The sequence below is a fragment of the Streptosporangium saharense genome (assembly GCF_014203715.1).
In the GTDB taxonomy this organism is placed as follows: domain Bacteria; phylum Actinomycetota; class Actinomycetes; order Streptosporangiales; family Streptosporangiaceae; genus Streptosporangium; species Streptosporangium saharense.
The window spans coordinates 991,291-1,010,191 of sequence record NZ_JACHJP010000001.1 but is presented as its reverse complement, the minus strand read 5'-3'; the positions used below and the strand labels follow the sequence as shown (position 1 = coordinate 1,010,191).

General features: G+C 70.1%; 21 protein-coding genes. 7 read left to right on the top strand and 14 right to left on the bottom strand.

The genetic code is table 11. The annotated features are described in order from the left end of the window. Nucleotides 1-575 precede the first annotated feature (575 nt). Together FHS44_RS05035 and FHS44_RS05030 are read left to right on the top strand one after the other, a co-directional pair. A complete protein-coding gene (locus tag FHS44_RS05035; protein WP_184712663.1) occupies nt 576-1,574 on the top strand; it encodes a helix-turn-helix transcriptional regulator in 999 nt (332 codons plus the stop codon). Between the two features lie 96 nt (nt 1,575-1,670). Continuing rightward, nucleotides 1,671-2,051, top strand: coding sequence for a DUF5319 family protein (locus tag FHS44_RS05030; RefSeq protein WP_221460331.1), 381 nt, complete (start codon nt 1,671-1,673; stop codon nt 2,049-2,051). On the opposite strand, the gene FHS44_RS05025 is transcribed toward FHS44_RS05030, so the two are convergent. The 5 genes from FHS44_RS05025 to FHS44_RS05005 form a co-directional block, all read right to left on the bottom strand. Next, complete coding sequence (locus FHS44_RS05025) at nt 2,012-2,263, bottom strand: anti-sigma-D factor RsdA (protein WP_184712662.1); 252 nt, start codon at nt 2,261-2,263, stop codon at nt 2,012-2,014. The genes FHS44_RS05030 and FHS44_RS05025 overlap by 40 nt on opposite strands. A 43-nt stretch (nt 2,264-2,306) precedes the next feature. Next, a complete protein-coding gene (locus FHS44_RS05020) occupies nt 2,307-2,945 on the bottom strand; it encodes a sigma-70 family RNA polymerase sigma factor (protein ID WP_184713439.1) in 639 nt (212 codons plus the stop codon). A 271-nt stretch (nt 2,946-3,216) separates the two neighbouring features. After that, complete coding sequence (groL, locus tag FHS44_RS05015) at nt 3,217-4,839, bottom strand: chaperonin GroEL (protein ID WP_184712661.1); 1,623 nt, start codon at nt 4,837-4,839, stop codon at nt 3,217-3,219. 90 nt (nt 4,840-4,929) lie between these two features. Next, complete coding sequence (groES, locus tag FHS44_RS05010) at nt 4,930-5,241, bottom strand: co-chaperone GroES (RefSeq protein ID WP_184712660.1); 312 nt, start codon at nt 5,239-5,241, stop codon at nt 4,930-4,932. 183 nt (nt 5,242-5,424) lie between these two features. Continuing rightward, nucleotides 5,425-5,940 (bottom strand): MarR family transcriptional regulator, encoded by a 516-nt coding sequence (locus tag FHS44_RS05005; RefSeq protein WP_184712659.1) that lies wholly within the window; start codon nt 5,938-5,940, stop codon nt 5,425-5,427. An 86-nt stretch (nt 5,941-6,026) separates the two neighbouring features. Here FHS44_RS05005 and FHS44_RS05000 point away from each other — a divergent pair, with 86 nt between their 5' ends. The 4 genes from FHS44_RS05000 (at nt 6,027) to FHS44_RS04985 (ending at nt 10,814) form a co-directional block, all read left to right on the top strand. Continuing rightward, nucleotides 6,027-7,370, top strand: a complete 1,344-nt coding sequence (locus tag FHS44_RS05000; RefSeq protein ID WP_184712658.1) for an FAD-dependent oxidoreductase — start codon at nt 6,027-6,029, stop codon at nt 7,368-7,370. Between the two features lie 147 nt (nt 7,371-7,517). Next, nucleotides 7,518-8,156, top strand: a complete 639-nt coding sequence (locus FHS44_RS04995) for a Uma2 family endonuclease (protein ID WP_312863527.1) — start codon at nt 7,518-7,520, stop codon at nt 8,154-8,156. A 49-nt stretch (nt 8,157-8,205) separates the two neighbouring features. Further along, nucleotides 8,206-9,369 carry a class I SAM-dependent methyltransferase gene (locus tag FHS44_RS04990; RefSeq protein ID WP_184712656.1) on the top strand — a complete coding sequence of 388 codons (1,164 nt, stop codon included), beginning with the start codon at nt 8,206-8,208 and terminating at the stop codon, nt 9,367-9,369. Nucleotides 9,370-9,581: 212 nt separating this feature from the next. After that, on the top strand, nt 9,582-10,814 hold the full coding sequence (locus FHS44_RS04985; protein ID WP_184712655.1) for a hypothetical protein: 1,233 nt from the start codon (nt 9,582-9,584) through the stop codon (nt 10,812-10,814). A 3-nt stretch (nt 10,815-10,817) separates the two neighbouring features. Here the strand turns inward: FHS44_RS04985 and FHS44_RS41630 are convergent, their stop codons facing one another. Next, entirely contained in the window at nt 10,818-11,336 is a 519-nt protein-coding gene (locus FHS44_RS41630) for a MarR family winged helix-turn-helix transcriptional regulator (protein WP_184712654.1), read from the bottom strand. A gap of 127 nt (nt 11,337-11,463) precedes the next feature. Between FHS44_RS41630 and FHS44_RS04975 the strand changes: the two genes are divergently transcribed. Then, nucleotides 11,464-12,522, top strand: coding sequence for an alkene reductase (locus FHS44_RS04975; protein ID WP_184712653.1), 1,059 nt, complete (start codon nt 11,464-11,466; stop codon nt 12,520-12,522). 15 nt (nt 12,523-12,537) lie between these two features. On the opposite strand, the gene tsaD is transcribed toward FHS44_RS04975, so the two are convergent. The 8 genes from tsaD to alr all read right to left on the bottom strand — a co-directional run bounded on the left by tsaD (nt 12,538) and on the right by alr (nt 18,831). Continuing rightward, on the bottom strand, nt 12,538-13,569 hold the full coding sequence (gene tsaD, locus FHS44_RS04970) for a tRNA (adenosine(37)-N6)-threonylcarbamoyltransferase complex transferase subunit TsaD (RefSeq protein ID WP_184712652.1): 1,032 nt from the start codon (nt 13,567-13,569) through the stop codon (nt 12,538-12,540). Further along, complete coding sequence (rimI, locus tag FHS44_RS04965) at nt 13,562-13,993, bottom strand: ribosomal protein S18-alanine N-acetyltransferase (RefSeq protein WP_184713438.1); 432 nt, start codon at nt 13,991-13,993, stop codon at nt 13,562-13,564. The genes tsaD and rimI overlap by 8 nt, the downstream gene beginning before the upstream one ends. 17 nt (nt 13,994-14,010) lie before the next feature. Continuing rightward, complete coding sequence (gene tsaB / locus FHS44_RS04960) at nt 14,011-14,694, bottom strand: tRNA (adenosine(37)-N6)-threonylcarbamoyltransferase complex dimerization subunit type 1 TsaB (RefSeq protein ID WP_184712651.1); 684 nt, start codon at nt 14,692-14,694, stop codon at nt 14,011-14,013. Between the two features lie 31 nt (nt 14,695-14,725). Then, entirely contained in the window at nt 14,726-15,283 is a 558-nt protein-coding gene (locus FHS44_RS04955) for a class F sortase (RefSeq protein WP_184712650.1), read from the bottom strand. A 17-nt stretch (nt 15,284-15,300) separates the two neighbouring features. After that, nucleotides 15,301-15,858 carry a hypothetical protein gene (locus tag FHS44_RS04950; RefSeq protein WP_184712649.1) on the bottom strand — a complete coding sequence of 186 codons (558 nt, stop codon included), beginning with the start codon at nt 15,856-15,858 and terminating at the stop codon, nt 15,301-15,303. Between the two features lie 279 nt (nt 15,859-16,137). Further along, nucleotides 16,138-16,590, bottom strand: coding sequence for a tRNA (adenosine(37)-N6)-threonylcarbamoyltransferase complex ATPase subunit type 1 TsaE (gene tsaE / locus FHS44_RS04945; RefSeq protein WP_376771560.1), 453 nt, complete (start codon nt 16,588-16,590; stop codon nt 16,138-16,140). Further along, nucleotides 16,587-17,687, bottom strand: a complete 1,101-nt coding sequence (locus FHS44_RS04940; protein WP_184712648.1) for an alpha/beta fold hydrolase — start codon at nt 17,685-17,687, stop codon at nt 16,587-16,589. The genes tsaE and FHS44_RS04940 overlap by 4 nt, the downstream gene beginning before the upstream one ends. A gap of 22 nt (nt 17,688-17,709) precedes the next feature. Further along, nucleotides 17,710-18,831, bottom strand: coding sequence for an alanine racemase (alr, locus tag FHS44_RS04935; protein WP_221460494.1), 1,122 nt, complete (start codon nt 18,829-18,831; stop codon nt 17,710-17,712). Between the last annotated feature and the right edge of the window lie 70 nt (nt 18,832-18,901).

Sequence of the window (18,901 nt, the reverse complement as noted above, 5' to 3'; positions counted from 1 at the left end):
GACCCTCCTGCCACGGCGCTCTCATGGGAGTGGGGAAGGCGCCGGCCCCCGGGTCACAGTTTAGAGTCTGGCGCCAAAGCAGGAGGACACCGGGGAAAGGTGGGGAACCGAACGGCCGGTGAGCGTCCGGTTCCCCCCTCGGGAGGAGCCCCCTCCCCAGACGGTCGGGAGCCGGGCGGCCGACGGACCGCCCGGTCCCGGCCGGGGTTTGGGGAACCGAGCGGTCGGTGACCCGCCCGGTTCCCCGGTCACCGGCGGGAGGCGCGGGGGCACCGCACGCCGTCGGACCCCCCTCCGCGTCCGAACGGCCACTACGCCCACGCCCCTCGCCGACGCTGGGTAAAGTCTGTGTCACCTTCCGTTCATCCGCAATGTACGGACGTGCAGTTGCACGAACCTGCACCCGTCGTCCCAGGAGAGCCCCCGGGAAGGCCCGGGAGGACCCCGGGAGGACCGGCCGTGGGACGAGTCGTCCACGAGACCGGAAGTGGCCCAGAAGACGCAACGCCCGGACACCGGTGATTTCGGGACGTTATTCTCGCGGAACGCCGTGTCCTCTCTGGAGCCTCTCGCCGATGCGTACCGACACACCGCCGCTTGAGGGTCTGGGCTTCACCTCGGCCCAGATCTCCCTGTACAACGCGGTGCTACGACTACACCGCGCAACCTGCGCCGAACTCGCCGAAGCATTGGACGGCTCCCCGGAGCCGCTCAGCCGTGAGCTGGCCACACTGGTGAAGCTGGGCGTGGTCCACGAGCAGGGCGGCGAGTACCTCGCCCGCCACCCCGCGACGGCCCTGGGCCACCTGCTCGCCGACCGGCTCGACCGGCTCGCCGCGGAGAGCCGCAGGATCGACACCGTCGTCGGCTCGATCCGCGACCTCATCCACCAGTACGACGCGGGCCGCGACTACCAGACGGGCCGGTTCTCGGTCGATCTGGTCGGCGGGGCGGACGAGCTGTACGAGAGCGTGATCGGCATGGCCGTACAGTCACCGCCGCTCGAACTGCTCTCGGTCATCCCCGACCGGCGCACGATGAACGACTTCGCGCACCGCTACGCCGACCAGTGGATCGGGGCGCAGCGCGCGGGACTGCTGTCCACCAGGAACATCATCCCCGTCCAGACCCTGGAGATCCCCGCCCTGCGGGAGAAGCTGACCCAGTTCCAGCAGGCCGGGGCCAGCGTCCGCACCCTGGACACGGTGCCGAGCTGGTTCCTGGTCGCCGGGTCCGACGCGGCGGGCGTGCCCGCCAGGTGGGGTGGCACGCTCGCGGAGAGCGCCTACAACTTCCACCTGGTCAGGACGCCGGTCGTGGTGGACGCGCTGCGCTCGCTCTTCGACGAGCTGTGGGCCCGCGCGGCGCCGCTGCCCTGGCCGCGCCGGGGTGACGGGATGATCCAGGTGCTGCGGCTGGCGGCCCAGGGCGTCTGCGACGAGATGATCGCCAGGCAGCTCGGGATCTCGGTGCGAACCGTACGCGCCAGATTCGCCGACGCCATGGCCGAGCTGGGCGCCCAGTCCCGCTTCCAGGCGGGCGCCGAGGCGGCCCGGCGCGGCTGGCTCACCTGAACCGGGGCAGGAAAGCTCCGCGCGCCGGTGAACCGCACGCCACGACAGGCTCCTACCTGTTCGGGGGCGAGAGGCACATCCAGGCCATAAGGTGGGATGGTGCTCGACGACGTCCCCCGCGATCCGTTCGCGGACGACCCCGACGACCCGGCGGCGGCGATGGGCGAGGCGGAGGCCCCCCAGGCGCTGACCTCGGCCGAACGCGACGAGGCCATGACGGACCTCGCCGACGTCGAGGTCTTCAGGTCCCTCCTCGAACCCCAGGGCGTGCTCGGGCTGGTGCTCGACTGCCCCGAGTGCGGGGAGCAGCACTACTTCGACTGGGAGCTGCTGCGCGGCAACCTGCGTCAGATGATCGAGAACGGCAGGCCACAGGTCCACGAACCCGCCTACCAACCCGACCCGACCAACTACGTGACCTGGGAGTACGCCAGGGGTTACGTGGACGGGGTGACCGACACCGAGGGGCATCGCTGATCGACGTCGCCGATCAGCGCGGCCAGCAGGCCGACGGCGACGTCCGAGGACGCGACGGGCTCACGCCGTGAGAGCGCGTCGAGAAGGCTGTCGGTCTCGGCGACGCCCCTGTCCTCCTCGGGGCCGTATCTCCTGACGGGGCGCCTGGGGTGGACCGCCGTCATGAGGGCACCCGCCAGCGGGTCCCACCGGCCCGGCGAGACCCTCTCCACGCTTCCCCGCGGTGCCGAAGAATCCGGCCCGGCTGGTCGGCGGTCAAGCTATCGACTCCAGCTCCGCCATCGCGCGCAACCGGGCGAGCGCCCGATGCTGGGCGACCCGAACCGCACCTGGTGACATGCCGAGCACATTACCCGTCTCCTCGGCGGACAATCCCGAGACCACCCGGAGCATGAGCAGTTCGCGCTGGTTGTCCGGGAGCCTGGAGAGCAGCCTGCGGGCGTGCTCGGCCTCGATGTAGCGCACCACGGTCTCCTCGGGCCCCGGCCCCTCGTCGGGCCCGTCAGGAAGGTCCTGGGTGGGTACGGCGGAGCGCACGGAACTGCGCAGCGCGTCGGCCACCTTGTGCGAGGCGATACCGAAGACGAAGGACGCGAAGGGCCTCCCCATGTCGCGATAGCGCGGCAGGGCGGACAGAACCGCGATGCACACTTCCTGGGCCACGTCGTCCGCTATGTGGTACTGACCGGAAACCCGCCCCAGGCGGGCACGGCAATAACGAACGACCATTGGCCGTAACTGCGCGATCAGAGATTCGATCGCGGTGCGATCTCCCTGAACGGCGAGGCTCGTCAGATCCTTGAGATCGTCCCTGTGGGGGACCCCTTCAGATCTCGTCGCAAGCCTTACCCCACTTTTGGCGTCGGCGACGCATCCCTCGGTCACGTTAGGCATGATGCCCGCCCTGATCGAGCCTGTCGTCATGGCGAACGGCTACGGATTGGTCACATTGAGAGGGAGATAACGGGGCGTAATCAACCAGACACAGTAAGGCTTTGATCGCCATGGAATATTTCATTGGATTGCCGATTATGTCGGCCATTGGTCATGTGAAAGTTTACTCCTTGTGCGCATCCCAGGATGACGCTTTGAGACACGTTCCGGTTTACCGGAAAACGAAACGGCCCGCATCTGCGAGAGATGCGGGCCGTACGGCGAAAGCGGATCAGTGGCCGTGGCCGTGCCCGTGGCCGTGCCCGGCGGCGGCCGGAGCCTCCTCCTCGGGCTTGTCCACCACGAGCGCCTCGGTCGTCAGCAGCATGCCGGCGATGGAGGCGGCGTTCTGGACGGCCGAGCGGGTGACCTTGACCGGGTCGATGACGCCCTGGGCGATCAGGTCGCCGTACTCACCGGTGGCGGCGTTGAGGCCCTGGCCCACGGGGAGCTCGGAGACCTTGGTCGTCACGACGTAGCCCTCAAGGCCGGCGTTCTCCGCGATCCAGCGGGCGGGCTCGATGAGCGCCTTGCGGACCACGGCGACACCGGTCGCCTCGTCGCCGGACAGACCCAGGTCGTCGAGGACCTTGGCGACGTGGATGAGCGCGGAGCCACCGCCGGAGACGATGCCCTCCTCGATCGCGGCGCGCGTCGCGGAGATGGCGTCCTCAAGGCGGTGCTTCTTCTCCTTGAGCTCGACCTCGGTGGCCGCGCCGACCTTCAGCACGCAGACACCGCCGGAGAGCTTGGCCAGACGCTCCTGGAGCTTCTCACGGTCCCAGTCGGAGTCGGACTGCTCGATGGCGAGCTTGATCTCCTTGACGCGGTCGGCGATGGCCTGCGCGTCACCGGCGCCGTCCACGACCGTGGTGCTGTCCTTGGTGATCACGACGCGGCGGGCCGTGCCCAGGACCTCAAGGCCGACGTGCTCAAGCTTGAGGCCGACCTCCTCGCTGACGACCTCGCCACCGGTCAGGATGGCGATGTCCTGCAGCATGGCCTTGCGGCGGTCGCCGAAGCCGGGGGCCTTGACCGCGACCGAGGTGAAGGTGCCGCGGATCTTGTTGGTGACCAGGACGGCCAGGGCCTCGCCCTCGACGTCCTCGGCGATGACGAGCAGCGCCTTCTTGGTCTGCGCGACCTTCTCCAGCAGCGGCAGGAAGTCCGCGACTGAAGCGATCTTGCTCTGGTGGATCAGGATGTAGGGGTCTTCGAGGACCGCTTCCATCCGCTCCTGGTCGGTGACCATGTAGGGCGAAAGGTAGCCCTTGTCGAACTGGAGACCCTCGGTGAACTCCAGCTCAAGGCCCATGGTGTTGGACTCTTCGACGGTGATGACACCGTCCTTGCCGACCTTGTCGAACGCCTCGGCGATCAGCTCGCCGATCTTGGCGTCCTGAGCGGAGATCGTCGCCACGTGGGCGATCTCCTTCTTGTCCTCGACCGGCCTGGCCGACTCGATCAGCTTGTCGCTGACGGCCTTGGCGCCGAGGTCGATGCCACGCTTGAGGGACAGCGGCTGGGCACCGGCGGCGACGTTGCGCAGACCCTCGCGGACCATCGCCTGGGCGAGGACGGTCGCGGTGGTCGTGCCGTCACCGGCGACGTCGTTGGTCTTGGTCGCGACCTCCTTGGCGAGCTGGGCGCCGAGGTTCTCGTACGGCTTCTCCAGCTCGACCTCACGCGCGATGGTGACACCGTCGTTGGTGATGGTCGGCGCGCCGAACTTCTTGTCGATGACGACGTTGCGGCCACGGGGGCCGAGGGTCACCTTGACCGCGTCGGCGAGGGCGTTGACGCCACGCTCAAGAGCGCGGCGCGCGTCCTCCTCGAAGGACAGGATCTTGGGCATTGTGGTCCTCTCTGAAAGCACGTCGGCGCATCAAAGCCCCGGGCGCTCGCGCGGCCCGGGGCTCGATACGTCATCGCTGTGAAGTGTTGGTTACTTCTCGATGATGGCGAGCACGTCGCGGGCGGAGAGCACGAGGTACTCCTCGCCGCCGTACTTCACCTCGGTGCCGCCGTACTTGCTGTAGAGGACGACGTCGCCCTCCTTGACGTCGAGCGGGATGCGCTTGTCGCCGTCCTCGTCCCAGTTGCCAGGGCCGACAGCGAGGACCTTGCCCTCCTGCGGCTTCTCCTTGGCGGTGTCCGGGATCACGAGACCGGAAGCAGTGGTCTGCTCGGCCTCAAGCGGCTGGACCACAATGCGGTCGCCGAGCGGCTTAACGGGAACCTTGGTGGCGGTCGTCACGTCGGACCTCCCCTTCAGATTTGGATGATCTAGAAGAGGCGACCAGCGGTCTGCCGTCGCGGGTGTCAGACCTGCCTCGTCGCGTATGTTTGGCACTCTCACCGGGAGAGTGCCAATACGGAACAGTATGCAAGGTGGCCTTGACAGTCAACACGAACCACCCCCGCACTGGGTACGCGAACCTCAAACCCTCCGCCGTCCCGCCCCCGGCAGGCCCCTGACCCGCTCGATCTCGGCCTCGTACAGCGCCCGCGAACCCCGCAGGAAACCCAGCACCACACGGACCTCCTCGTCGGAGTAACCCGCGATCATCCGCCCTCCCCGCTCGACGATGGGACCGTACAGCTCGGCCACCCTGGCGAGGACCTCGGGAGTCGCGCGCACGACCACCTTCCTGCGGTCTCCCGGGTCCGGGGAGCGCGTCAGGTGTCCCGCCCGTTCGAGACGGTCGAGCATCGCGGTCACGCTGCCCGTGGTGAGCCCCAGGCCCGCCCCGAGGACGCTGGGCGTGACGCTCCCCTCGCGCGCCAGGATCTCCAGGCAGCGCAGGTCGGTCCTGTTCACCCCGAGACAGAGCGCGACCGCTTCGTCGAACGCGTCAACGGCCGCCTGACCTGCCTGGATCTCCTCTCCGAGCTCCGCCCTGAGCGCACTGTCCTGTCGTGCGGCCCCGGAGCCACCGGACTTTTCCCTTGACATTCAAGCCTCTCGACTATCAAGCCAAATATGCCTCGAACATCAAGATACATGGCGTTCGAGAGGAGCAGCCTTCTCAAGGGAGTCCTATGTCCCCTCTCCACGTGATCGTCATCGGCGCGGGCACCGGCGGCATGTGCCTGGCCCACGGCCTACGGCGCGCCGGGATCTCGGTCGCCGTCTACGAACGCGACCGCACCCGCGCCGACGGCGTGCACGGCTACCGCGTCGGCATCGACCCAACGGGCAACCAGGCGCTGAAGGAGTGTCTGCCCCGGGAACTGTTCGACACCTACACCGCCACCTGCGCCAGGACACCCGCCCACTTCAACGTGCTGACCGAACGGCGCAGGACGATCGCCTCCTTCCGGCTTCCCGAGAGCGACGACCCGGTCCACAGCGAACGCTCGGTCTCCCGGATGACGCTGCGCCAGGTGCTGCTCACCGGGATGGAGGACGTGGTGCGCTTCGGCAAGACCTTCACCCACTACGAGCGCGGCGCCGACGGCACCGTGACCGCCTTCTTCGCCGACGGCACCTCGGCCACCGGCGACCTGCTCGTCGCCGCCGACGGCACCGGCTCCAGGGTCCGCAGGCAGTACCTCCCACACGCGAAGGTCAGGGACACCGGGGTGATCGCGGTCTCCGCCAAGGTCGCGGTGACCCCGGAGACCAGGGCCCTGCTGCCCGACGAAGCCTTCGACGGGATCTCCGTCACCTTCGCCCCCAGGGGCCAGTTCTGCATCTGGCACGTCATGGAGTTCAAGTGGGACCGCGACGGCGCGGTCAAACACGGCGTCGGCGGCAACGAGGCGGAGCTGATCGCGCGCTGGCCCGGCCTGCTGTACGACAACACCCGCGACTACATCAACTGGGGCTTCTCCGCCTCGGCCCGCAGGTTCCCGCCCGGCGTGATGGACCTGCGCGGCGAGGACCTCAAGCGGGTGGTCCTGGACATGACGCCCAACTGGCACCCGGACCTGCGCGCGCTGTTCCGCGCCGCCGACCCGGGCAGTTGCTTCCCCATCGCCATCCGCACCTCGGAGCCGGTCGCCCCCTGGAAGAGCACGAACGTCACCCTGCTCGGCGACGCCGTACACACCATGACCCCCGGCCGGGGCGTGGGCGCCAACACCGCCCTGCGCGACGCGATGCTCCTGACCAGGCGACTCGTCGCCGTACGCGATGGCGCCGCGTCACTGCTGGACGCCGTCGCCGCCTACGAGGCGGAGATGATCCCGTACGGCTTCGCCCGCGTCGCCGACTCCCTCGCCCAGAACGGCACGAACGGCGACGACCCCCTGCACAGGCCGGTCGTCGGCCGCGCGGTCCTGGCGGCCAACCGGATGTTCTTCCGCGTGACCAACGGCATCCCGGCGCTGCGCAGGAAGTTCGTCGCCGACCTCACCGCCTACCGCGCCGCGGACGCCTGAGGACCATCGTGCGAATTCCCGCGCTTCGGGGCGACACCGGGACGCCCATCGGGGAACATACGACTTCGGGAACAGACGAGAGAGCACCGGGGGGAACGCAACCCGATGACTACGAACGGTGACGAGAAAGACGCTACGGTGGGCGACGTGACCAGCACGCTGAGCGAGGAAACGAGCACAACGCGCGAGGTCGGCGAGCTGCTCGCCAACTGGCCCTACCCACCGCCAGGCGGATGGACGGCCGACGACCTCGACCGGCTTCCCCAGGAGGGCCCCCACGGCGAGCCGGACTTCTTCAAGCACGTCGAACTCGTCGATGGAGCCCTCATCTTCATGTCCCCCCAGAAGCGTTTCCACGAGCACGTCCTGTACGGCCTGCGAACCTGCCTCAACGCCCAGGCGCCCAAGCAGCTGAAGGCCGTAACCCAGATGGACGTCGTGCTCGGCCCACGGCAGCGACCGTGTCCGGATGTCCTGATCATCGACAGTGAGGTGGCGAGGGACAGGTCCCGCACGGCCTACCTTCCCCAGGAGGTTCACCTTGTCGTCGAGGTCATCTCCCCCGAGTCCGAACTGCGTGACCGCGAGGTGAAACCCAGGCGCTACGCCGCCGCGGGCATCCAGCACTTCTGGCTGGTGGAGAACAACGCCGACGAGCCCGTGGTCTACGTCTACGAGCTCGACCCGGTGAACCAGAGCTACGTCGTCACCGGCATTCACCACGGACGTCTCAAGCTCGCCGACCCCTTCCCCATCGACATCGACCTCAGCGAGCTGCCCGACTGACGGATCGCGGGACAGGCTCCACCCGTGCGAGGCGGTAGCGTCGGGCGGTGTGGAGCTTGACTCGTTCCTGGGGCTGTTGACGCCCCGTGGCCAGGAGGCCCTGGCGGCGGCTGAGAGCGCGGGAGACGACCCCGTCGCGGCGGTGACGCGGCTCAGGAAGACCTACGACGCCGACCTGACCTCCGCGGCGCTCACCCAGGCCGGGCTCAGACGGCGCGCCGCGGAGAAGTTCGGCGCCGACGCCCAGGTGATGTACTTCACACCGAACGGGCTCGAACAGGCGACCCGCCGCGAGGTGGCCGACCACCGCGCCCTGCGCGTCCCGCCCGGCTCCCGGGTCGCCGACGTCTGTTGCGGCATCGGCGGGGACACCCTCGCCCTGGCCAGGGCCGGATGCGTGGTCGAGGCCGTCGACGCCGATCCGCTCACCGCCGCGGTGGCCCGCGCCAACGCCGAGGCGCTGGGGTTCGGCGACCGGATCACGGTCCGTACGGCTGACGCCGCCACGGTCGATCCGTCCGGTTTCGACGTCCTGTTCGCCGACCCCGCCCGCCGTACGGCACGGGGCAGGACCTTCGACCCGATGGCCTACTCACCGCCGTGGCCACTGGTGCTGGAGATGGCGAGGGCGGCGCGGGCGGCGTGCCTGAAGGTCGCCCCCGGGATCGACTACGCGTTCATCCCGCAGGACGCGGAGGCCGAGTGGGTCTCCTACCGGGGCGAGGTCAAGGAGGCCGCGATCTGGTGCGGCGCCCTGGCGGGCGGGGTCGGGCGCAGGGCCACGATGCTGCCGTCCGGCGCGACGCTGACCCCCGATCCCGCACTCGGTACGGCGGAGCACGGCCCGGTCGGGCGCTTCGTCCACGAGCCGGACGGGGCGGCGATCAGGGCCCACCTCGTCGCGGAGGTCGCCGACGCGGTCGGCGGGCACCTGCTCGACCTGCGCATCGCCTACATCACGGGGGACGGCCCGGCGCGGACGCCGTGGGCGTCGCGGTACGAGGTCCACGAGACGCTGCCGTTCTCGCTCAAACGCCTGAGGGCCGCGCTGCGCGAGCGCGGGGTGGGGAACGTGACGATCAAAAAAAGGGGTTCGGCGGTCGATGTCGATCGGTTGCGAAAGGACCTCAGACTGCCCGGGGGCAAATCCGCGGTCGTCATTCTGACCCGTATCGAGGAAAGGCCCTTCGCCCTGATCTGCACCCCTTCCTGACCTGGCAAAACGGTGCATGGAGCAATTCACCGGCAATCGAGATCTTTTAAATTCAGCACGGAGAACGCACGATCCAGGGGCTAGGGTTGCCCGCGCGGAGTTTTTCCGCGTGCGGCTCTGGCCGCGTTCTCCGGTAATTCACCGGTAAAAATCGCAAACAAATCGCAAACGTCCACCGCGCGGCCGATCGTCGGTGGGTGAAGGAGTTTTCCATGGATCACTCCGACCACACCCTGCTCCAGCCAGGCGGTCAGAGCGCCATCTCCGACCGGATGCGCGAGTTACTGGCGCGCGCCGCCCAGGACCACGTGTACGAGCAACGCACCCAGGGCGCGGTGCTCGACGAGATCCGTCAGCGCCTCGAAGGCATGGAGTGGCTGCTGCGTGAGGTCAGGGAGCGGGAGCTTGGCGGGCTGAGCGGCACGCTCGAATCCGTGACCGTCCGTCTCGACGACGTCATGGCCCGTCCGCCCTCGTGGGCCGAGGGGCTCGCCCAGCACGTCGAGGCGGTCCGCGACCACGTGGACGCGGTCGGCGCGCGGATCGGCACCCTGTCCGAGGGCGTCGAGTCGGTCGGCGCGCGGGTCGTACCGCTGGGCGAGCTGCCGAGCCTGTGGGCCGATCTCGGCACCGTCGGGGAGAACGTCGAGGAGGCGCTCGGCTGCCTCCAGGCGCTCACCGACGGCACCCGGGACACCGGTGAGCTGGTCGGTGAGCGGCTCGGCCGTCTCCAGACGGGCATGGAGGCCGCGGCGGGCCGGTTCACCCGCCTGGACAGGACGCTGGGCGAGTTGGCCCAGCGTACGGAGCGCCTTGAGGAGGGCCTGCCCGAGCTGTCGGCGGGGCTGGCCGAGGCTGTCGGCGAGGCGGCCTGCCGTCTGTCCGGTGCCGTCGAGCGGGTGAGCGGCAAGATCGACCTGGTCATGGCCAGGATCGACGGTCTGACCGAGGACGTCGAGGACCGTCTTGGCGGGTTCGACGGGCGGCTCGCCGTACTGGAGGAGCGGGTGGCGGAGACGGGCGGGCGGCTCGGGGAGGTCGCGGCCCGGCACGAGGTGCGGTTCGACACCCTCGACGAGCGTCTCGACGACGTGGAGGGGCGGACGACCAGCAGGATCGAGGCCGTGGACTCCCGGCTGCGCGCGCTCGACGGCTATGCCGTACAGGCGACGGAACGCCTGGAGGGGCTGCTTGAGGCCAGGGAGGGGGAGCACGCGCGGCGGTTCGACTCTCTTGAGGAGTGCGTCGCCCAGGCCCGCGCGGCCCTCGCGCCGCTGGGCGGCATGCTGCGGGCCCAGCCGGACCGCGAGCAGCTCGCCGAGGCGCTGACCCGGGCCGTCGAGCCCGCGCGCGCCGACCTCACCCGCCGTCTCGGCGCGCTTGAGGAGACCATGCTCGCCCTCGCCGAGGCCCTGCTGCGCCCGCCGCGCAACGACAAGGACTGACGGTCAGCAGAGGTCGTCGCCCGTGGCGCAGGAGGAGGTCTCGCACGTCCCCTCGCCGCACAGGTTGTCCCTGACGACGCTCAGCAGGAAGGCCAGCTCCCCGGCCTGGGTGGAGTTCAGGCCCTTGGTCATCCTGCGGTGGACCTCCGCCAGGGCGCGTTCGACCTCGGGGCGCAGGGCGTCGCCCTTGGGGGTGCTGCTCACGATGCTGACGCGGCGGTTGGCGGGGCTCGGCGCGCGGCTGACGAAGCCGCTGCGTTCGAGACGCTGGAGAGTCTTGGTCATCGTGGACATGTCGATGCCGATGTGCTTGGCCAGCACGTTCTGCGGCTGGGGGCCGAGCTCCCACAGCAGGGTCAGGGCGCGTTCCTGGCCCGGGTAGAGGTCGATCTCCGCCAGGAGGCTCGCCAGGAGAGTGCGGTGCCCTCGGGTGGCCTGGACCATCAGGCAGTTCAGGCTGTCAGGACTCTCGTCCCAGGCTTCGACCCTCGTCAGCTCCTCGTCAAGCCGTGGAAGCGTCATCTCGTCCTCCTGTTCGACTCCAGCGTACCCCTTGCAAGTTGGCTGCCCAAGTTGTAGAACTAAGCCTTGGCCAACCAAGTTGGCCGCCCAAGTTAGCCGACCACGTCAGATCTCGAAGGGATCAGTCATGCCGTTCTCCCCGTTCAGGCTCGGCGCGCTGGAGCTGCCCAACCGCCTGGTGATGGCCCCCATGACCCGCTCGCGCGCCTACGTCGACGGCGTCCCCTCCACGCTGACCGCCCTGTACTACGCGCAACGCGCCTCGGCCGGACTGATCGTCTCCGAGGGCGTGCAGCCGAGCGCGGCCGGCAAGGGATACATGGACACGCCGGGACTGCACACCGACCAGCAGGTCGCCGGGTGGCGTGAGGTGACCGACGCCGTCCACGCAGCGGGCGGCCGGATCTTCGCCCAGATCATGCACGCGGGCCGGATCGGGCACCCCGACAACACGGGCGCGCTTCCCGTCGCCCCTTCCGCGGTACGGCCCGGCGGCCAGATCTTCACCCCGAACGGCATGCAGGACCTGCCGACCCCCGTCGCGCTGACCACCGAGGAGGTCGAGGCGACCATCGGTGACTTCGCCGACGCCGCCCGACGCGCCGTCGACGCCGGGTTCGACGGGGTCGAGCTGCACGGGGCCAACGGCTATCTCATCCAGCAGTTCCTGTCGCAGAACGCCAACCAGCGCCAGGACCGCTTCGGCGGCTCCGTGGAGAACCGGATCCGCTTCGCCGTCGAGACCGCCAGGGCCGTCACCGAGGCGATCGGCGCCCACCGGGTCGGCATCAGGATCTCCCCCGCCACCGGTATCCAGGACCTGGTGGAGGAGGACGCGGACGAGGTCTACCCGGCGCTGCTGGCCGAGCTCGCCAGCCTCGACCTGGTCTATCTGCACCATCTGGCGGGCGGCTCCGCGGAGTTCGACAAGAGGGTCCGCTCCCTGTGGCCGAACGCGCTCATCGTCAACGACCCCGCCAAGGACGTCCCCTCGGACTCCGTCGCCCACTGGCTCGCCCAGGGCGCCGACCTGGTGGCCCTGGGCAAGGCGTTCCTGGCCAACCCCGACCTGCCGGTGCGCCTGCGCCTGGGCGCGCCGCTGAACGAGGCCGACCTCAGCACGGCCTTCGGCGGCGACCACGTCGGCTACACCGACTACCCGGCGCTCGCCCTGCACCCGGCCTGACGCCTGGCCGGGGGGTCACACGTGGACCGTGGTGATCGGCAGCGAGGAGTCGGCGGGGATGTCCAGCGGAGACGGGGAGATCCCGGCCGCGACCAGGTCGGAGCCGAGCGCGGCCACCATGGCCCCGTTGTCGGTGCACAGACCGGGCCGGGGGACGCGCAGCCGTACGCCCGCCGCGTCGCAGCGCTCCTGGGCCAGCGCCCGCAGCCGGGAGTTGGCGGCGACGCCGCCACCGATCAGCAGGTCCTGCACGCCGTACTCGCGGCAGGCCAGCAGAGCCTTGTGGGTCAGCACGTCCACAACGGCCTCCTGGAAGGAGGCGGCCACGTCCGGCACGTGGATCGTCTCACCGGCGCGCTCCCTGGCCTCGACCCAGCGGGCGACTGCGGTCTTCAGGCCGGAGAAGGAGAAGTCGAGCGTCCCGTCGTCGTGCTTGCCCCTGGGGAAGGCGATGGCCGTGCCCGAGCCGTCGCCCGCGACCCGGTCGATGTGGGGGCCGCCGGGGAAGGGCAGGCCGAGCACGCGGGCTACCTTGTCGAAGGCCTCCCCCGCCGCGTCGTCCACGGTCGAGCCGAGCGGGATGACCTCCTTGGCGACGTCGGGCACCAGCAGCAGCGAGGAGTGGCCGCCGGAGACCAGCATCGCGATGCAGGGCTTCGGCAGGGCGCCGTGTTCGAGCTGGTCAACCGCGACGTGGGCGGCCAGGTGGTTCACGCCGTACAGGGGCACGCCAAGCCCGAGCGAGTAGGCCTTGGCGGCGGCGACGCCGACGAGCAGGGCACCCGCGAGACCGGGACCGGCGGTCACCGCGATGGCGTCGATGTCGGTCATGCGCAGACCGGCCTGGTCGAGGGCCCGCTCGACGGTCGGGGTCATGGCCTCAAGGTGGGCCCGTGAGGCGACCTCGGGCACGACGCCGCCGAAGCGGGCGTGCTGCTCGACGCTTGAGGCGATCGTGTTGGCCAGCAGGGTGTGCCCCCTGACGATGCCGATCCCGGTCTCGTCGCAGGAGGTCTCGATGCCCAGCACCAGGGGTTCGTCACGCATTGAGATCCTTCTTCATCATGATCGCGTCGGTGCCGTCCTCGTAGTAGCGGCGGCGCAGGCCGATCCGCTCGAACCCGAACCTGTGGTAGACGGCCTGCGCCCCCGGGTTGTCCGCGCGCACCTCAAGGAAGACCGACTCGGCGCCGCGCCGTACGGCCTCGGTGAGCAGTTCGGTCAGCATGGCGCCGCCGATGCCCGACCTGCGGTGGCCCTCGGAGACGGCGATGGTCTGCACGTCGGCCTGGTCCCCCGCGGCGTAGAGACCGGCGTAGCCGACGATCTCCTCGCCGACGACGGCGACCACGTAGTGCCTGGTCCTCGGCTGGTCGTCCAGCTCGCCGCGGAGCATGCCCTCGCTCCAGGCGTCCAGCGGGAAGGTCTCACGCTCGACCTTCATCACCGCGGGCAGGTCGTCCACGGTCATCGGGCGCAGGGTAGCGCTCACGCCGTGACCCTCTTCGGCGGCGCGGGCACCTGGGCGTCGGGACGGCGCAGGTAGATCGGCCTGGGCAGGCTCAGCACCGGGTGCGTGCCGCTCTCCACGACCTCCGCCACGTCGGGCTGGCCGAGCTGCTCGGCGGCAAGCGCCGCCAGCGCCCCGGCGAAGGGGTACTCGGGGACGTCGAGCAGCCGGGAGGCGCCGACGACCTCGGCGTACATCCGCGCGCCCGCGCCGACGAGCGGCAGCTCAGCGGGCAGGTCCTGGGGCTTGTCGACGGCCGGTCCGGACAGACGTGTCCTGCGGTCCTCGTAGTGGCCCCAGAAGACCTCCTTGCGGCGGGCGTCGGTTGCCACCAGGAACGGCTCCTCAAGGCCGCTGCCGTAGGCCACGGCGTCGAGGGTGCACACGCCGTACGCGGGCACGCCCAGCGAGGTCGCCAGGGCCTGGGCGGTGACCAGGCCGACCCGCAGCCCGGTGTAGGGACCGGGACCGGCGCCCGCGACGACGACCGTGACGTCGGCGAGGACGGCACCGGCCTCCCGCAGGACCGTCTCAATCGTGGGTACGAGCAGTTCGCCGTGCCGACGCGCGTCAACCGTCGTCGACTCGGCCAGGACTCTCTCGCCGTCGTGCAGCGCTGCGGTGACGGCGGGGGTCGCGGTATCAAAGGCCAGGACCAGCACGAACAGTTAGCCTAGTCCGTCTCGGATCGGGTCAGGTCCTCGCCTTGACGAGGGTCGCGTAGACGATCACGTTGTCGCGGTACTCGTGCTTGTCCCAGTCGAAGGTCCCGCCGCAGGTGATGAGCCTCAGGCCGTCCTCCAGGTAGACCTTGTCTGCGGGGAAACGTTCCTTGCTGGTCTGCTCGATGGAGTCGACGCGGTACTGGGCGACCTTGCCGTCGCTGCGCACGACCTTGATCACCTGCCCGGACCGCATCTGCTTCAGCTTGTAGAAGACGGCCGGGTCGGTCTTGGTGTCCACGTGCCCGAGGATCACCGCGGAGCCGGGGTCGCCGGGGACCGCGCTCTCCTTGAGCCATCCGGCCGTGTCCGGCCTGTCGAAGGGCGGCAGGTCGATCTGGCCGTCGGTGACGCCGAGCTTCATCAGCGGCGCCTCGATGCCCAGCGAGGGGATGTCGAGGCGCTTGGGCACGACCGAGGCGCGGGCGGGGGTCTCGTCCCTGCCCACGCCCTTGTTGACCGCGACCATCACGAAGCCGGTGACGAGCCCGGCGACGATGATCCGGGTCCAGCGGGAGGAGTCTGCCATCGGTGCCTACGGGGCCACTACGAGCGGCGGCGCCGTACGACGAGGTAGCCCGCGCCGCCCGCCAGGGCGACGGCGAGCAGTGCCCCGGTGGCGCCGAGCGGCATGCCGGAGCCGTCGTTGGGGCCGCCCGCGGCGGTGCCTCCGCCGCCGGTGCCGGGAGCGTGGGTGGAGATGATCGTGCGGGTCGGCCTCGGGCGCGTGGTCGGCTCGGAGCTCGGCTTGGTGTCGGAGACGATCCGCAGCCCGGCCTTGCCGGTGTCGTTGGTGCCCTCGCACCTGGTGTTGACGTCGTAGACCCCGGCCTTCACGCTGTCGGCGACGGTGGCCTGGCCGCGGACCCAGGGGCGCGCCGCGGGCGTGCCGGTCGCCGAGGCCGAGGGGCTCGGGGTGGCGAGGATGGGCTCAAGGGTGATCGGGGCGCCGAAGGCCTCGGAGGAGGCGGTGCCCCTGTGCTCGGGGCCGCCCTCGGGGATGGGGCAGTTCGCCAGCACCCATACCTTCTGCCCGGCCTTGGCGCGGGCCGGTTGGAGCTGGACCTCGATGTCCTGCCTGCTGATCGCCGTCCGTTGCGACACGGGCGAGACGTTCCCGTCCGTGTTCTCCGTGGTGGGCTGGGCCGTACATCCGGCCACTCCGAAGAGGGCCGCAGCCCCCAGAACCGCGACACGCTTGACCCTTGGCACCCGTCGCACTCCACTTCGCAGTCCGGCCGACGACCCTTTGCCCGGCATAACTTCCCGCCTGAATCCCATTAAACATGGGCATACCCGCATGGTCGATCTTCGGTTCCAATGATCTATACCAAGTGGGGCGTGCTGCCAGAGTGACAGGATTCCCGTGCCTACGGGGGTGAATCAGACAACGCCCTCCCAGCGGGCGCCGACGCCGTTCAGCCGTACGGTCCGCTCCTCGCCGACCCCGGCCGCCTCGGCGCGCTGGATGTGGATCTCAAGGCGGTCCTCGGTCAGCCCCTCGACGAGGCCCTCACCCCACTCGACGACCGTCACCGAGTCTTCGAGGGAGGCGTCCAGGTCGAGGTCGTCGACCTCAAGGTCCCCGCCGAGCCGGTAGGCGTCGGCGTGCACCAGGGCGGGGCCCCCGGCCAGCGAGGGGTGGACCCTGGCGATGACGAAGGTCGGGGAGGTGATCGGCCCGCGCACCTTCAGCCCCTCGGCGATCCCCTGGACCAGGGTCGTCTTGCCCGCGCCCAGCGGCCCGGAGAGCACCGCGAGGTCTCCCGCGCGCAGCAGCCCGGCCAGCTCGACGCCGAGCTCACGCATCTCCTCGGCGGTCGCCACGACTCTCACTGTCTCTTCTCCCCTGGTGGTGTCCGTCCGGGCTCGCCGCCCCCTGGTTCGGCCGCCGCCCGCTTGAGCAGGTCGCGCAGCGCGTCGTTGACGACCGTAGGGCGTTCGAGCTGGATCAGGTGGGAGGTTCCCGGAACCTCGGTGAGCTGGGCGCGCGGCAGCGCCGCCGCGATGGCCCTGCTGTGCTCGATCGGCGTCAGCCAGTCCTTGTCCCCCACGATGATGGAGGTCGGCACGTCGTCCAGGACGCCGAGGGCGCTCAGCTTGTCGTGCGACATCAGCGCGGGGTAGAAGTCGGCGATCACCTCGAACGGCGTCGAGCGGATCATCGACTCGGCGAAGTCGACGACAGTCGGGCTGACGCTCTTCGGGTCGCCGAAGCCCAGGTGGCGCAGGAGCAGGAAGGCCACGTCGTTGCCCGCCTGACGCCCCTTGTCGACCAGCGCGCCGCCCCGGCCGAGCAGGGCGACCGTGCTCGGGGTGACCTTGTGCACCGCCCTCGACAGCAGCGCGGGCAGCCCGAGGGAGATCTCGGCCAGTTTGCCCGCCGAGGTGGAGATCAGCGCGACACCCTTGATCTTGTCGCCGAACAGCTCGGGGTAGCGCTCGGCCAGCGCCATGACGGTCATCCCGCCCATGGAGTGGCCGACCAGGACGCACGGCCCCGGCACCAGCTCCGCGATCACCTCGGCCAGGTCGTCGCCGAGCCGGTCGATCGTGGAGCCCTCCGCGCCCGCGCGGGGCGAGCGGCCGTGCGCGCGCTGGTCCCACAGGACCAGGCGGTAGGACTCACGCAGGTCGCGTCGCTGGTAGTGCCAGGAGTCCAGATTGAGCGTGTAGCCGTGGCAGAGCACCACGGTCAGCGGGGAGGTCTCCAAACCGTCCACCTCGGCGTAGAGGCTGACGCCGTCGGAGGTGGTGACCCTGACCGGCTCGCCGCGCAGCTCACCGAGCGGCTCGCTCATCTCCAGGTCGGGCCGGAGCCTGATGCGTCCGACCGCGTACCGCTTGGCGAGGGCCGCTGCGGCCACCCCGGCGGACGCGGTGCCGACGACGGCTCCCGCGATGCCGACCCTGCGCCGTGCGGTGTTGCTCATGCGACCCCCCAGTCATGCCCTCTCAGTGGTAAACGCGCGGAACCCGCGATCCGATCCTGGTCACAATCTCATGGGTAATCGTGCCAAGGGAATCCGCCCACTCCTGCAGGGTCGGCTCCCCCCGCGATCCGTCACCGAAGACGACGACCTCGTCACCCTCGGCGATCGGGTCGTCCCCGACGTCGATGACGAACTGGTCCATGCAGACCCGTCCCGCGACGAGTCGCCGCCTGCCGCCCGCGAGCACCTGGGCCGTGTTGCCCGCGTGGCGCATGATGCCGTCGGCGTAGCCGAGGGGGACGAGGCCGAGCGTGGTCTCGCGGTCGGTGAGGTAGGTGTGGCCATAGGAGACGCCGCAGCCCGCGGGCACCCGCTTGGCCATCGCGATCCGCGCGACCAGGGTCATCGCGGGCCGCAGCCCGAAGTCGCCCAGCTCCGGGATGGGGCTCAGGCCGAAGAGCGCGAGCCCGGGACGGACCATGTCGTAGCGCGCCCTGGGCAGCGTCAGCACCGCCGCCGAGTTGGCCAGGTGCCGGATCACGTGCGAGCCGCCGAGCCCCGCCCGTCCGGCGATGGCCAGGGCCTCGTCGAAGGCGTCGAGCTGGATCTCGACGGACGGGTGGCCGGGCATGTCGGCGCAGGCGAGGTGGGACCAGAGCCCGACGACCTCGATCGTCCCCTCGATCTGCCGCTTGGTGGCACGCTCCACGAGCGCGGGCCACTCGGCGCTGGTCGCGCCGCCCCTGCGGATGCCGGTGTCCACCTTCAGGTGCACCCTGGCCACCCTGCCCGTACGGCCCGCGGCCTCGGCGATCGCGTCGACCAGCCACACGGCGCCCGCCGACAGGTCGATCCCCTGGACGATCGCCTCCTCAAGAGGCTCGCCCGGCGGGATGATCCACGCCAGGACCGGCACCGTGACCCCGGCGGCCCGCAGCGCCAGAGCCTCACGGATGTAGGCGGTGCCGAACCTGGTCGCGCCCCCCGCGAGGCAGGCCTCGGCGGAGGCGGCCAGGCCGTGGCCGTAACCGTCGGACTTGACCACGGCCATGGTCTCCGCGCCCTGAGAGCGCTCCCTCAGCAAGGCCACGTTTTCCCTGATGGCAGAGAGGTTCACCCTCGCCTCGGCAGGGGTCATCGGCATGCTCATTCATCCAGTCTCCCAGGTCAGCGGTCTAACCTATGCCAAAGGCACCCCTTTAGGGACGTTTCCG

Coding starts and splice junctions, on each gene's coding strand:
- FHS44_RS05020 (WP_184713439.1), bottom strand. CDS start 2,945: ATGCCTAACGTGACCGAGGGATGCGTCGCCGACGCCAAAAGTGGGGTA.
- FHS44_RS05005 (WP_184712659.1), bottom strand. CDS start 5,940: ATGTCAAGGGAAAAGTCCGGTGGCTCCGGGGCCGCACGACAGGACAGT.
- FHS44_RS05030 (WP_221460331.1), top strand. CDS start 1,671: ATGGTGCTCGACGACGTCCCCCGCGATCCGTTCGCGGACGACCCCGAC.
- groL (WP_184712661.1), bottom strand. CDS start 4,839: ATGCCCAAGATCCTGTCCTTCGAGGAGGACGCGCGCCGCGCTCTTGAG.
- FHS44_RS05035 (WP_184712663.1), top strand. CDS start 576: ATGCGTACCGACACACCGCCGCTTGAGGGTCTGGGCTTCACCTCGGCC.
- rimI (WP_184713438.1), bottom strand. CDS start 13,993: ATGACCGTGGACGACCTGCCCGCGGTGATGAAGGTCGAGCGTGAGACC.
- tsaD (WP_184712652.1), bottom strand. CDS start 13,569: ATGCGTGACGAACCCCTGGTGCTGGGCATCGAGACCTCCTGCGACGAG.
- FHS44_RS04940 (WP_184712648.1), bottom strand. CDS start 17,687: ATGAGCAACACCGCACGGCGCAGGGTCGGCATCGCGGGAGCCGTCGTC.
- FHS44_RS04955 (WP_184712650.1), bottom strand. CDS start 15,283: ATGGCAGACTCCTCCCGCTGGACCCGGATCATCGTCGCCGGGCTCGTC.
- FHS44_RS04975 (WP_184712653.1), top strand. CDS start 11,464: ATGCCGTTCTCCCCGTTCAGGCTCGGCGCGCTGGAGCTGCCCAACCGC.
- FHS44_RS04985 (WP_184712655.1), top strand. CDS start 9,582: ATGGATCACTCCGACCACACCCTGCTCCAGCCAGGCGGTCAGAGCGCC.
- FHS44_RS05000 (WP_184712658.1), top strand. CDS start 6,027: ATGTCCCCTCTCCACGTGATCGTCATCGGCGCGGGCACCGGCGGCATG.
- FHS44_RS41630 (WP_184712654.1), bottom strand. CDS start 11,336: ATGACGCTTCCACGGCTTGACGAGGAGCTGACGAGGGTCGAAGCCTGG.
- alr (WP_221460494.1), bottom strand. CDS start 18,831: ATGCCGATGACCCCTGCCGAGGCGAGGGTGAACCTCTCTGCCATCAGG.